The sequence below is a fragment of the Flavobacterium sp. RSP46 genome, from assembly GCF_003984825.1.
In the GTDB taxonomy this organism is placed as follows: Bacteria; Bacteroidota; Bacteroidia; order Flavobacteriales; family Flavobacteriaceae; genus Flavobacterium.
The window spans coordinates 181,567-194,743 of the sequence record NZ_RYDM01000005.1; the positions used below are offsets into that span (position 1 = coordinate 181,567).

The 13,177-nt window shown below is 35.0% G+C and carries 12 protein-coding genes; 11 read left to right on the forward strand and 1 reads right to left on the reverse strand.

What is annotated here, in order from left to right:
- Nucleotides 1–207: 207 nt before the first annotated feature.
- From EKM01_RS10205 to trpA, 11 genes are all read left to right on the forward strand, one after another.
- The gene (locus EKM01_RS10205) at nucleotides 208–663 is read left to right on the forward strand and encodes a MarR family winged helix-turn-helix transcriptional regulator (protein WP_126768194.1); all 456 of its coding nucleotides are present in this window, start codon (nucleotides 208–210) and stop codon (nucleotides 661–663) included.
- Between the two features lie 14 nt (nucleotides 664–677).
- Nucleotides 678–1,310 carry an NAD(P)H-dependent oxidoreductase gene (locus EKM01_RS10210; protein ID WP_126562960.1) on the forward strand — a complete coding sequence of 211 codons (633 nt, stop codon included), beginning with the start codon at nucleotides 678–680 and terminating at the stop codon, nucleotides 1,308–1,310.
- Nucleotides 1,311–1,345: 35 nt separating this feature from the next.
- Nucleotides 1,346–1,915, forward strand: coding sequence for a YceI family protein (locus EKM01_RS10215; RefSeq protein ID WP_126768197.1), 570 nt, complete (start codon nucleotides 1,346–1,348; stop codon nucleotides 1,913–1,915).
- 348 nt (nucleotides 1,916–2,263) lie between these two features.
- Nucleotides 2,264–3,664, forward strand: a complete 1,401-nt coding sequence (locus tag EKM01_RS10220) for an anthranilate synthase component I family protein (RefSeq protein ID WP_126768200.1) — start codon at nucleotides 2,264–2,266, stop codon at nucleotides 3,662–3,664.
- Between the two features lie 154 nt (nucleotides 3,665–3,818).
- Nucleotides 3,819–4,385 (forward strand): aminodeoxychorismate/anthranilate synthase component II, encoded by a 567-nt coding sequence (locus EKM01_RS10225; RefSeq protein ID WP_126463032.1) that lies wholly within the window; start codon nucleotides 3,819–3,821, stop codon nucleotides 4,383–4,385.
- A 73-nt stretch (nucleotides 4,386–4,458) separates the two neighbouring features.
- Entirely contained in the window at nucleotides 4,459–5,451 is a 993-nt protein-coding gene (gene trpD, locus EKM01_RS10230; RefSeq protein WP_126553557.1) for an anthranilate phosphoribosyltransferase, read from the forward strand.
- An 87-nt stretch (nucleotides 5,452–5,538) separates the two neighbouring features.
- Nucleotides 5,539–6,318: an indole-3-glycerol phosphate synthase TrpC gene (trpC, locus tag EKM01_RS10235; protein WP_126463036.1), complete on the forward strand. Its 780-nt coding sequence runs from the start codon at nucleotides 5,539–5,541 to the stop codon at nucleotides 6,316–6,318.
- A gap of 57 nt (nucleotides 6,319–6,375) precedes the next feature.
- Nucleotides 6,376–7,077 carry a phosphoribosylanthranilate isomerase gene (locus EKM01_RS10240; protein ID WP_370274308.1) on the forward strand — a complete coding sequence of 234 codons (702 nt, stop codon included), beginning with the start codon at nucleotides 6,376–6,378 and terminating at the stop codon, nucleotides 7,075–7,077.
- A 4-nt stretch (nucleotides 7,078–7,081) separates the two neighbouring features.
- Nucleotides 7,082–8,263: a tryptophan synthase subunit beta gene (gene trpB, locus EKM01_RS10245; protein ID WP_126463038.1), complete on the forward strand. Its 1,182-nt coding sequence runs from the start codon at nucleotides 7,082–7,084 to the stop codon at nucleotides 8,261–8,263.
- Nucleotides 8,264–8,521: 258 nt separating this feature from the next.
- Entirely contained in the window at nucleotides 8,522–8,842 is a 321-nt protein-coding gene (locus tag EKM01_RS10250) for a gamma-glutamylcyclotransferase family protein (protein ID WP_126576370.1), read from the forward strand.
- A 60-nt stretch (nucleotides 8,843–8,902) separates the two neighbouring features.
- On the forward strand, nucleotides 8,903–9,664 hold the full coding sequence (gene trpA, locus EKM01_RS10255) for a tryptophan synthase subunit alpha (RefSeq protein ID WP_126576371.1): 762 nt from the start codon (nucleotides 8,903–8,905) through the stop codon (nucleotides 9,662–9,664).
- A 566-nt stretch (nucleotides 9,665–10,230) separates the two neighbouring features.
- On the opposite strand, the gene EKM01_RS10260 is transcribed toward trpA, so the two are convergent.
- Nucleotides 10,231–12,924: a TonB-dependent receptor gene (locus tag EKM01_RS10260; RefSeq protein ID WP_126768202.1), complete on the reverse strand. Its 2,694-nt coding sequence runs from the start codon at nucleotides 12,922–12,924 to the stop codon at nucleotides 10,231–10,233.
- Nucleotides 12,925–13,177: the final 253 nt, after the last annotated feature.

Consider the following 13,177-nt stretch of genomic DNA (forward strand, 5'->3'; position numbering starts at 1 on the left):
ATTCCTTTTTTAGAGACAAAAAATGAAAACATTATTTACAAATTGGCATATTATGCGCTGGGTGCGGCTAGTGTTTGCCTTATTTTTATTTGCACAAACCAGTATCCTGTATAGCACTTAAAAAATAATTAACAAAAAAAATAAACATTTGTATATACAACTATAAAAAGTGTTACATTTGTACCAACAAATTACATATATACAAATATGAAAATTGAAGAAATTTTAAAAACAACTATACCAATGGATAATTCAAAAAAAATTATCCTTAATGTGTTGTACACACAAAATGTAATTACAGAAAACTTTAATGAATTATTAAAACCTTACGAAATATCAGGAGAACAATACAATGTACTTCGAATATTAAGAGGGCAAAAAGGAAATCCTGCAAATATGTGGGCTATTCAGGAGCGAATGTTAGCCAAGACCAGCAACACCACCCGATTAGTTGACAAACTACTATTGAAAGAGTTTGTCACTCGAAAAGTGTGTCCTGAAAACAGACGTAAAATAGAAGTTCTGATTACACAAAAAGGATTAGATGTTCTAGCAGTATTAGATCCTAAAGTTATAGCGCACGAACGGTTTTTCTCAAAAAATTTGAGTGCAGAGGAAATCATTCAATTAAATCAATTATTAGAAAAATACAGAAACCAATAAATAGTATATACAATATGAACACCTTTTTAGATCACCAAAATTGGAGATACGCCACCAAAAAATTTGACGCCACCAAGAAAATATCCAATGAAGATTTAAACATTCTAAAAGAAGCAATCCGTTTAAGTTCTTCTTCCTACGGATTGCAACCTTACAAAGTCATAATTGTTGAAAATCCTGAATTAAGAGCTAAAATTAGACCATCGGCCTGGGGACAATCACAAATTGTAGAGGCATCACACTTAATTATCTTTGCTAATGAAATTAACTTTGGCACAACTGGAATCGATAATTATTTTAAAAACACCAGTGAAACCAGACAAATTCCTTTAGAAAGTATGAAGGGATATCAAGAGCTGGTAATCAAAAACATTACGTCACTTTCCGAAGAAATGCGAAATATCTGGACGGCAAAACAAACGTATTTAGCTTTAGGAAATTTATTGAACGCCGCTGCTGAACTTAAAATTGATGCTACACCTATGGAAGGTTTTGTTCCCTCCGAGGTTAATGAAATATTAGGTCTGGACAAATTAGGATTAAATGCCACTTTAATAGCAACTATTGGCTACAGACACGAGGAAGATGCAACACAACACAACAAAAAAGTTAGAAAATCAAACGAAGAATTATTTATCACATTATAATTATTAATCAAATTCAAATTTAAACACTCAAACACATGAAAAAATTCAAATCAATCGCATTAGCATTAGTAGTAGTTTTATCTGCGGTATCTGTAACAGCCCAAACTAAAAAAGTTGATGTTGCAAAAAGCACCATCAACTGGACAGGAAAAAAAGTAACGGGACAACATGAAGGAACAATCAACCTGAAAGATGGCGCATTAGTTTTTAAAGGAAAAAAATTAGTTGGCGGTACCTTCAACGTAGACATGAGCTCACTTTTGGCAACAGATTTAAAAGCAGGTCAAGGCAAAGAAAAATTAGAAGGCCACTTGAAATCAGAAGATTTTTTTGGAACTGAAAAATTTGCAACAGCAACTCTAGTATTCAAAAAACTAGTAACTAAAGCGCCTAATGTGTATACAATAACTGGAGATTTAACAATTAAAGGAATTACGAAACCAGTTACTTTTGATTTAACCACAACCGCAAATACAGCTTCAAGTACTGTAATAATTGATAGAACAAAATATGATATCAAATACGGTTCCGGAAGTTTCTTTGACAACCTTGGAGACAAAGCAATCTCAGACGAATTTACTTTAGCTGTTGCTTTGAAATTCTAAATTTCAGTACATTTTGTTTTCAAACCCCAACAAGCAATTGTTGGGGTTTTATTTTTAATAATTCTAGCCTGCATATTTATTTAACAAAAAAACTTTACCTTTCAACTTATTTAACGCCTAATGTTTTTGAAAAATCAAATTTCATTTCTATCTTTGTAACATGAAAACAATTTTAAACAATACTTGGTGGTGGAACAATTTACGTCAGTCGTCGTGAACTAAGCTCCTATAGTATTATTAAAACTATAAATATAAAAGGCTTGTCATCACGACAGGCCTTTTTTTGTTTCAAATTATAAATTAGAACGCACAGGATACATCCTGTTGCTATCAAATAATAAAAACATAATGAAAACTTTGATATTAAATACCAAATACAAACAAATCCTGGCAGATACGATAACTCCTGTCAGCGTATATCTCAAAATTCGTGATAAATTCCCAAATAGTTTACTACTGGAAAGCAGCGACTATCATGGTAATGACAATAGTTTCTCCTACATTTGTTGTAATCCGATTGCTTCCATAAAAATAGAAAATGAAATCATCTACAAAACATTTCCTGATGGGAGTTTTGAGAAAATTGAAATTGATGCCAACACCAATATCCCGCAAGTAATTCAAGAATTTTCAGGTCAATTCAAATCCGAGAAAAACGATTTTAAATTCATCAATAATGGACTTTTTGGATATATTTCGTACGATGCTGTTCGTTACTTTGAAAAAGTGTCTATTGCCAAAAAAGAAAATAGCAATACCATTCCTGATGTGTATTATGCCGTGTACCAAAACATAATTGCTATTAATCATTTCAAGAATGAGGCCTATATTTTTTGTCATAGTTTAGATGGTAAAAATAACATTTCAGAAATTGAACAATTATTACAATCCCGAAATATTGCTTCTTATAAATTTTCGAAACAAGGAGAAGGATTTTCAAATTTAACCGACGAAGAATTCAAACATAATGTGGCTTCAGCCAAAAAACATTGCTTTAGAGGTGATGTGTTCCAATTGGTTTTGTCCAGACGATTTACACAAGGGTTCAAGGGCGATGAATTCAATGTATATAGAGCATTGAGAAGCATTAATCCTTCGCCTTATTTATTCTTTTTTGATTACGGTGATTTCAAAATATTTGGTTCTTCGCCCGAAGCCCAAATTATTGTTAAAGACCGTAAAGCTGAAATTCATCCTATTGCAGGAACTTTTAAAAGAACGGGAGATGATGAAAAAGATGCCATTCTTGCCAAAGAGCTATCCATTGATAAAAAAGAAAATAGTGAACATGTGATGTTGGTGGATTTAGCCCGAAATGATTTGAGCCGCAACGGTCATAATGTGAATGTAGAGAAATACAGGGAGGTGCAGTTTTTCTCACATGTCATTCACTTAGTTTCAAAAGTAACCGGACATTTACATGAAAAAGCTTCTACAATGCAGGTTGTAGCCGATACTTTTCCAGCTGGAACATTGAGTGGCGCTCCCAAACACAGAGCCATGCAACTGATTGAGGAGTATGAAAAAACAAATCGTAATTTTTATGGTGGTGCTATAGGTTTTATGGATTTTGAAGGCAATTTTAATCATGCGATTATGATTCGGACTTTCCTTAGTAAAAACCATCAATTGCATTCTCAAGCCGGCGCCGGAATTGTAGCCAGTTCAGATGAAGAAAGCGAAATGCAGGAAGTATATAATAAATTGAGGGCCTTAAATGCCGCTTTGGATTTAGCAGAAACAATATAAATCCCCTCCCCAACCCTCCCCGAAGGGAAGGGAAGGAAAGGGAGCCAAATGTAAAAAAATTAGCAACTTATGAAGTTGTAAATAAAAATAACAATTAAAAAACCTATTTACCCCAATAGGTACTCCCCTCCTTCGGAGGGGTTGGGGGAGGAAAATGAAAAAAATACTAGTTATAGATAATTACGATAGTTTCACTTACAATTTAGTGCATTATCTGGAAGATTTAGATTGCGAAGTAACCGTTTATAGAAACGATGAATTTGATATTGATGAAATTGCCGTTTTCGATAAAATTCTTCTTTCGCCGGGACCCGGAATTCCGGATGAAGCGGGGTTACTCAAAGCAGTGATTCAAAAATATGGCCCTACAAAAAGTATTTTTGGGGTATGTTTAGGCCAACAAGCAATAGGTGAAGTCTACGGTGGGTCACTTTCTAATTTAGAAAAAGTCTACCACGGTGTGGCCACTAATGTAAAAACTGTTGTTGATGATGAGCTTTTATTTGAAGGGTTAGGAAAGGAATTTGAAGTAGGGCGGTACCATTCCTGGGTAGTTAATGCCAATTTACCGGATGTTCTAGAGGCAACTTCCTTTGATGAAAACGGGCAGGTAATGTCATTGCGCCACAAAACATACGATGTCCGTGGTGTACAATTTCATCCCGAAAGTGTGTTGACTCCAAATGGGAAAAAGATATTGGAGAATTGGGTTAAAAATTAGTCATAAAGTCAAATATCACAAAGTCGAAAGACTTTAAGACTTTAAGACTTTCAACTTTAAGACATATATAAAAATGAAAAATATATTAAACCGATTAATCAACCACGAAATGCTTTCGAAAGAAGAAGCAAAAAACGTATTAGTTAATATCTCCTACGGAAGTTACAACACCAGTCAGATAGCTGCTTTCCTTACCGTGTATATGATGCGAAGCATCAGCATTGAAGAGTTAGCCGGTTTTCGTGAAGCATTATTAGAACTGTGCATTCGTGTGGATTTATCCGCCTACAATACCATTGATTTATGTGGCACTGGTGGTGACGGGAAAGACACATTCAATATTTCAACTCTGGCTTCTTTTGTAGTTGCCGGAGCCGGAATAAGAGTAGCTAAACATGGTAATTACGGAGTATCCTCTATTTCTGGCTCGAGTAATGTAATGGAGAAACTAGGAATCAAATTCAGCAACGATTCTGATTTCTTAGAAAAAAGTATTGATAAAGCGGGAATTTGTATTCTACATGCTCCATTATTTCATCCAGCGATGAAAAACGTAGGACCTATTCGAAAAGAACTGGCGGTTAAAACATTCTTCAACATGCTGGGTCCCATGGTAAATCCATCATTTCCTAAAAATCAATTAGTAGGAGTGTTTAATTTAGAAATGGCCAGAATGTATGCGTATTTATATCAAAATACTGATGTGAACTTTACCATCCTGCATTCGCTTGACGGCTATGATGAAGTGTCCTTGACGGGACCTACAAAAACGATTACCAGCTCCATGGAAGGCATGATAAATCCGGAAGATTTTGGTGTTCGCCTTTTGCTGCAAAGCGAAATCGAAGGAGGGAAAACTATAGAACAATCTGCTCAAATGTTTACTGATATCATTTCCGGAAAAGGAACTGAAGCACAAAATAATGTGATTTGTGCCAATGCGGCCATGGCAATTGCGACTGTTACAAAATGTTCTCCTTTAGAAGGATTTCAAATAGCGAAAGAAAGTTTATTATCCGGTAAAGGACTTGTAGCTTTGAAGAAATTGAAAGATTTAAGTAAATAAAAATAGTTTGAAGTTCAAGGTTTAAAGTTGTTTGCATTTCGAACAACTTTAAACCTTGAACAAAGAAAACTTTAAACAAAAAAATAAATGAATATTTTAGATAAAATCATAGTTGACAAAAAAAGAGAAGTCATTCTCAAGAAATCTATCATACCTGTTTCACAATTGGAAGCTTCCGTTTTCTTTGAAAAAAAAACTATTTCTTTGAGTGATAATTTACGAAACAGTACATCCGGAATTATTGCGGAGCACAAACGCCGTTCGCCTTCCAAAGCAGCAATAAATTATAGTTTTACTGTTGAAGAAGTAACCAAAGGATATGAAAATGCAGGTGCTTGCGGGATTTCGGTGTTGACAGATGGAAAATATTTTGGTGGTTCGTTAGACGATTTACTTTTGGCAAGAGCCACAGTAAATATACCATTATTGAGAAAAGAATTCATTGTTGATGACTATCAAATATTGGAAGCCAAAGCATACGGAGCCGATTTAATTCTACTTATCGCAGCAATTTTAACCAGAGAAGAAATCAAATCCTTGTCTGAATTTGCCAAAAGTTTAGGACTAGAAGTTTTACTGGAGGTACACAATCAAGAGGAACTGGAAAAATCGATTATGCCTACCTTAGATATGATTGGTGTAAACAATCGCAATCTAAAAACATTCGAAGTGAGTTTGGATTTCAGCAAGCAATTAGCAGCGCAAATCCCAAATGATTTTGTAAAAATTTCCGAAAGTGGGATTTCATCAGTTGAAGCGATTAAGGAATTAAAACCATTCGGATATAAAGGATTCCTGATTGGAGAAAACTTTATGAAAACTGATAATGCAGGTAAAGCTGCAACCGAATTTATCAGCCAACTATAAAACAACCCTGTTAAGGTTCAAAACTCTAAAAGGATTGAATTAAAAAAAAAACTGGAAATGAAAAAACAAACAGACCATCAAGACGCTTCGACTCCCTCCTCTTCGAGGTGGGCTGGGGTGGGGATAAAAATTTGCGGCATGAAATATCCCGATAATATAATCGAAATAGGGTCGTTCCTACCCGATTATATGGGATTTATATTCTGGGAGAAATCGGCTCGATATTTTGATGGTGTGATTCCAAATTTACCAAAATCAATTAAAAAAGTAGGAGTTTTTGTCAATGAAAGGACCGAAGTTATTTTGGCGAAAACCAATAAACACGATTTGCAGGCCATTCAATTGCACGGTCACGAATCCGTTGCCTTTTGCCAGGAATTAAAAAATAAAATTGATCGTAAAATTGATATTATAAAAGTATTCTCTGTTGATGATTCTTTTGATTTTGAGGAACTAAAACCGTTTGAAACCGTTTGTGATTATTTTCTTTTTGATACCAAAGGAAAATTACCCGGAGGCAACGGAATCACATTCAATTGGAAAGTATTAGAAAAGTATCCCTCAAGCAAACCGTTTTTCTTGAGTGGTGGAATCGGAATTGATGAAATGAGCGCTATAAATGAAATTTCGAAAACCAATTTACCGCTTTACGCCATTGATGTAAACAGTAAATTTGAGATAGAACCCGGTTTAAAAAACATACAATTGTGTAAAGACGCACTGCAGTACGTCTCTACAGATAATAAAATAAAAAAATAAAACTATGTCATACAACGTTAACGAAAAAGGCTATTACGGAGAATTTGGAGGCGCCTTCATTCCTGAAATGTTATATCCAAATGTGGAAGAATTACGTCAAAATTATTTAAAAATTACAGCTGAGCCTGAATTTCAGGCTGAATTTGATGCCTTGCTTAAAGAGTATGTTGGTCGCCCTACGCCTCTTTATTTTGCAAAACGGTTATCAGAACAATACAACACTAAAATCTACCTAAAAAGAGAAGATTTATGTCATACTGGCGCGCATAAAGTGAACAACACCATTGGACAAATTTTATTAGCCAAACGTTTGGGTAAAAAACGTATCATTGCCGAAACCGGTGCCGGGCAACATGGCGTAGCAACAGCAACTGTTTGTGCGTTAATGGGACTGGAATGCATCGTGTATATGGGTGAAATTGACATCAAACGTCAAGCGCCAAATGTAGCTCGTATGAAAATGTTGGGTGCCGAAGTGCGTCCGGCGCTTTCAGGATCAAAAACCTTAAAAGATGCCACAAACGAAGCCATTCGCGACTGGATTAACAATCCTGTAGACACCTATTATATCATTGGATCCGTCGTAGGACCACACCCTTATCCGGATATGGTGGCGCGTTTCCAAAGTGTTATTTCTAAGGAAATTAAAGAACAATTATTGGAAAAAGAAGGTCGTGAAAACCCTGACTATGTGATTGCCTGTGTAGGTGGTGGTAGCAATGCTGCCGGAGCCTATTATCATTTTCTGGATAATGAAGACGTGACTATTATTGCGGTCGAAGCAGCAGGATTAGGAGTCGATTCAGGCGAAAGTGCTGCTACATCGGCATTAGGGAAAGTAGGCGTTATTCACGGTAGTAAAACCTTGTTGATGCAAACTCCTGATGGTCAAATCACCGAGCCATATTCCATCTCGGCAGGATTGGATTATCCAGGCGTAGGTCCTATGCACGCTAATTTATTCGCTACTGGCAGAGCACAATTCATCTCCATAACGGATGATCAAGCCATGCAATGGGGGTTAAAATTATCCCAAATGGAAGGACTGATCCCCGCTATCGAAAGTGCACATGCCTTTGCCGTTCTCGACCAAATGAAATTCAAAGCAGATGATATTGTTGTCATCAATCTTTCCGGTCGTGGCGATAAGGATTTGAATACTTATATTGATTATTTTAAATTATAGTTGATTTGACCCTCATTTTTTTAGGGTTTATCCCGAAATTATTTAGGGGCGTTCCCTCGCTTCCACTAACGTTACTGCGAGGTCAGGATTTTCACTGCACTCTTTTTTATCTCGTTAAAAAACGAGACGAAAAAGGATTTTCACTGCAAACGAAGTTCACTGAACTCCAATAAAAAATAAGAGTTTAGTGAAGTAATCCTTAACGCAAACCCAACAACATAAAAATGACGTTCAATTCACATTTTAAAAATAGAAACTATGGAAAAATTATTCGCTTACGGCAGCTTACAAAATGTGGACATACAAAAAGATCTTTTTGGACGTATTCTTGAGGGAACGCCTCAAACACTAATTGGTTACATCATAAAAGAAATCCAAATTGAAGAAGAATTTGGATTAGTGCACTACCCCATTATTACAGAAACCCAAAAACCGGAAGACACCATCAACGGAATGGTGTATTCCGTTTCTTCACAAGAACTTCGCCAAACGGATTTGTACGAAGGATTGCATTACAAACGTGTTGAAGTGCATTTGCAATCCGACCAAAAAGCTTGGGCGTACAGCGCCGCTATCTAAACATTCCAATTAAAACTCCAAGGTAAAAAAGATCCTAAAATAGAATAAAAAAATACGACAATGAACCGAATAAATCAAAAACTACAAGACACTAAGAAGATCCTTTCCATCTATTTCTCGGCAGGATATCCCAACCTTAACGATACCGTACAAATCATCCAGGATTTAGAAAAAAGCGGGGTGGATATGATTGAAATAGGATTGCCGTTCAGTGATCCATTGGCTGATGGACCAACGATTCAAGCTAGTTCCACACAAGCATTGCACAACGGAATGACGACACAAGTTTTGTTTTACCAATTAAAAGACATTCGTAAAACAGTATCTATTCCTTTAGTGATTATGGGGTATTTCAACCCAATGTTACAATACGGAATCGAGAATTTCTGCCAGAAATGTGCGGAGATTGGCATTGACGGGTTAATCATTCCCGATCTTCCGGTTGATGTCTATGCAGATGAATATAAATTAACTTTCGAGAAATACGGATTGAAAAATATATTCTTAATTACACCACAAACTTCTGACGAGCGCATCAACTTTATTGACAGTGTATCTGATGCATTTATTTACATGGTAAGTTCCGCGAGCGTTACAGGATCACAATCCGGTTTTGGAAGCGTTCAAGAAGACTATTTCAAACGCATTACCAAGATGAATCTGAAAAACCCTCAAGTAGTAGGTTTTGGCATCAATAACAAGGAAACCTTTAATCAAGCCACTCAATTTGCCAAAGGAGCAATTATAGGAAGCGCTTTCATTCAGCATTTAACTGAAAATGGTACCGGTAAAATCGAGGAATATATAAACGCAATTCGATAACTAATTTCTTTTATATAAAATCAAACGGCGTTTACAGTTCCTTTAAACGCCGTTTTTTTTAGGATCATTTAGTTAAGTACATGACAAAAAGTAAAACAGATTGTTTTCTAAAAACTTAAATCCTGTTAAAATAAATTTTGACAAGTAATCAAATCCATATTTAAAAACGTTTACTGCTCTTCTTCCATGTTTTTTTTTATTATTATTTGGATGTTTTCATCTAAATAGTCACAAATTTTATAACACCATACAAAAGCAATGATTGTCAAAGAAAATAGTTTCTCTAATCTTTCTAAATCGGATACATGAGTAGCCTTTTTTGTTTATATTTTAAAAAGGAGAAACCTGTGGAACTACCTCTTTTTAAGGAGCAGACAAAAAAATATTTTTCACTTGATGAAAGGCCCAAAAATTGATTTTTTTGAGCTATCGTGCAACTACATAAATGCGAATTAAATACCTAAAAATCAATTTAATAAAACAAAAATAATCCTTTGTTCTATTAATTATTAGTACCAAAAAGGGCTGTCGATTGACAGCCCTTTATAATTAATTAAATACTTAAATTAGAATTTATAGTTTAATGATAAATTAAACATTGTTCCTAATTGGCTAAAGTGGTATCCATCATACGTCATTTGAGAGTAACGTTGGTTGAAAGTAATCAAGTTAGACTGATTTTTTACTTGAGCAGGATCGTTTAAAAGTTCTACACCCTTAGCATTTTCTGCTACAAATTTCCATTCAGGAAGTACATTCAATAAGTTGTTTACATTCAATGCCAAAGTTAATTTTTCGGTAGCAGAAAAAGTAACTCCTAAATCAGTAATAACTTTTGGAATAAACTCCGTTTTTAAATTAGCTTTTAAATAATTTGCAGAGCCAACTGGAGCATTCGGATCATTTGTAGCTAAGCCATCTTGATTAAAGGTACTTTTTCCAAAGTAAGTGTTGTTAATGGAGAAACCAAATTTTCCAATTTCATAATTCACTCCTAAAATCCATTTTGTTTCAGGTCTTGAAGTAAACATTAAAGATTCAAGTATAGGTCCAAAATTGTCTTTTTTTACAGGTGAGATTCTTTCATTTTGAAAAGTAATATTTCCAGATAAATTGAATCCAAGTTTTCCAGATCCCAATAGAAGGTTGTTGTAATTAGCAACTACATCTAAACCTGAAGTTCTAGAGTCAAATGAATTTTCAAACCAAGCTACATTTCCAAAATCAGTATCCTTTCTGTCACCTAAAACGATTCTGTCTTCCACTTTAATGTTATAGTAATCTACTGTGAAATTAAAATTTTTCGTTGGTTTTGCTCCAATTCCGATAGTGATATTTGTTGATTTCTCAGCATCTAGCGGATCAATTTCTAATTTACGTGCTTGTGGTGAAACGTTATTTATAATTCCACTAACTTGAATTCCTTGTCCAGGAAGGAATGAATACTGCGATTTTTGAGTATAGATTTGGTGTAATGTAGGTGCTCTAAATCCAGTAGAAATAGACCCTCTTAATGTAATTTTGTCATCTAAAAATTTATATCTAGAACTTAATTTCCAAACTGTTGCACCACCGAAATCGCTATAATCTTCATAACGAACAGTACCATTAATTAAGAAATCTTTGGTCACATCATAAGCAAGGTCAAAATAAGCTCCTAAATTATAACGATTCCATGATCCTGAATTTTCAGGTCGATTACCTGCAAATGAATCAGCTCCCATGCCGTCCCAAGATGCTTTATCTCCTTCAATTACTTCAAAAGTTTCTGTTCTCATCTCAGATCCAAAACCAATACTAACTTTGTCAGATAATATTTTAGAGACATCTAAGTTTCCTACAATATGATTGAAAGCAGTCCCTCCTGGTTTGAATGATATTGGGCTGTTGTCTCTGTAAACTTGAGCACCATTTCCATCTACAATGTTAGATCTATTCTGTGAGTTGTTTACAGTATATGATTGGGTGTTACCACCTACAGTAATACTCGCGTCAGTATTCCAGTCATTTTTAGTTGATTTGTAACCTAATGTTCCGTTATAGTCATTTAAATCCCCTTCAAAAGTAGGAACATATCCTTGGTAAGAAGCTGCAGTACCGTCACCAAATAAGTCTTTCAAATAAGGTGCAGATGCTAATGTTATCCAATATGGAGTTCTGTAGTTAGCAAATGAATTTACTTTTTTGTAAACATAAGCGGCATTGTAATACAATTGAGATGTTTCGCTTAATTCACTTCCACCATTTACTAAGAATTTTGCAGCAGCAGTTTCAGGTGAACCATTAATATTCCCTGCATCTGGTTTTTTAGCTAAAAATGCCTGAACGTCTGATAGAGAAGCCCCAAAATCTGCTGCTTCACCAGCGGCATCTACAGTCCCTGGTCTGTTAGATAAATTAACTTTCGAAAAATCAATAGTATAATTTATAAATCCTTTTTCTCCTACCGTTGTTCCATTATTTAAACTTACACCTAGCATTTCGCCGTCACCAGCAGAAGTCATTCCACTTCTTACTGTTACTGATCCGTCACGTGTTCCTTTTTTTAAGATAATATTCATTACCCCAGCAATTGCATCAGAACCGTATTGAGCCGATGCACCATCACGAAGTATTTCCACTCTTTCGATTGCATCAGTAGGAATAGCAGAGATGTCAGCACCTGTTTCACCACGTCCCGGAGAGGTTTGTACATAAAGTAAAGAACTTAAATTTTTACGTTTCCCGTTGATAAGGATTAACGTTCTACTCGGTCCCATGTTTCTAATCTCATACGGATCCAGTAATGAAGTTGCATCATTTACCGGAGTCTGAACGGTGTTGAACGATGGAATCTTGTATTGTAAAGCTTTGTCAAAAGAAGCTTGCCCTGTTGAGGCTAAATCCTTTGCAGAAATAACATCAATAGGTAATGCTGATGTGGTATTACTTCTTGGCGCAGTTCTGCTTCCAGTAACTACAACTTCATTTAGATTTTGTCCGCCTTCTTCTGATAAGACAACATTCAGCACAGCACTTGTAACTGCTTTTTCTAATTTAGCAAAACCTACATAGCTAAAAACTAAAGTAGCCCCGTCTTTAACTTTTATCTTGTATGCTCCATTCATATCAGTAGAAACCCCATTTTGAGTACCCTTTTCAACAATGTTTACACCAGGCAAAGCATTCCCGGTGTTTTCTTTTACAACACCCGAGACTTCTTTTTGTGCAAAAAGAAACGAGATGTTTAATAGAAATAATAATAATGCAAATTTTCTCATAATAAGTTTTGTTTGATTTTTGGTTTGGTTTTAAATCGATCGCAATATAATTTTTTTTAACAAAATATTAGTAAATTTTTCGTTTTTTTATAAAAAATATTTCAGACACGTTTAATCTGAAATTTTACTTATTTAAACATTTTTAAAATCTTATCTTTGCATACTTTTAGCGGTAGCTACTAAATTTTACGTTTAGCGTGTCATTCAAAAAAAGCATTACAAAATCGTGATGAAATCTGTTTAAAAACAGCAA

What these genes read in the sequence shown, in the direction of transcription:
- EKM01_RS10205 (WP_126768194.1), top strand. Translation starts at nt 208, where the DNA reads ATGAAAATTGAAGAAATTTTAAAAACAACTATACCAATGGATAATTCA.
- EKM01_RS10210 (WP_126562960.1), top strand. Translation starts at nt 678, where the DNA reads ATGAACACCTTTTTAGATCACCAAAATTGGAGATACGCCACCAAAAAA.
- EKM01_RS10215 (WP_126768197.1), top strand. Translation starts at nt 1,346, where the DNA reads ATGAAAAAATTCAAATCAATCGCATTAGCATTAGTAGTAGTTTTATCT.
- EKM01_RS10220 (WP_126768200.1), top strand. Translation starts at nt 2,264, where the DNA reads ATGAAAACTTTGATATTAAATACCAAATACAAACAAATCCTGGCAGAT.
- EKM01_RS10225 (WP_126463032.1), top strand. Translation starts at nt 3,819, where the DNA reads ATGAAAAAAATACTAGTTATAGATAATTACGATAGTTTCACTTACAAT.
- trpD (WP_126553557.1), top strand. Translation starts at nt 4,459, where the DNA reads ATGAAAAATATATTAAACCGATTAATCAACCACGAAATGCTTTCGAAA.
- trpC (WP_126463036.1), top strand. Translation starts at nt 5,539, where the DNA reads ATGAATATTTTAGATAAAATCATAGTTGACAAAAAAAGAGAAGTCATT.
- EKM01_RS10240 (WP_370274308.1), top strand. Translation starts at nt 6,376, where the DNA reads ATGAAAAAACAAACAGACCATCAAGACGCTTCGACTCCCTCCTCTTCG.
- trpB (WP_126463038.1), top strand. Translation starts at nt 7,082, where the DNA reads ATGTCATACAACGTTAACGAAAAAGGCTATTACGGAGAATTTGGAGGC.
- EKM01_RS10250 (WP_126576370.1), top strand. Translation starts at nt 8,522, where the DNA reads ATGGAAAAATTATTCGCTTACGGCAGCTTACAAAATGTGGACATACAA.
- trpA (WP_126576371.1), top strand. Translation starts at nt 8,903, where the DNA reads ATGAACCGAATAAATCAAAAACTACAAGACACTAAGAAGATCCTTTCC.
- EKM01_RS10260 (WP_126768202.1), bottom strand. Translation starts at nt 12,924, where the DNA reads ATGAGAAAATTTGCATTATTATTATTTCTATTAAACATCTCGTTTCTT.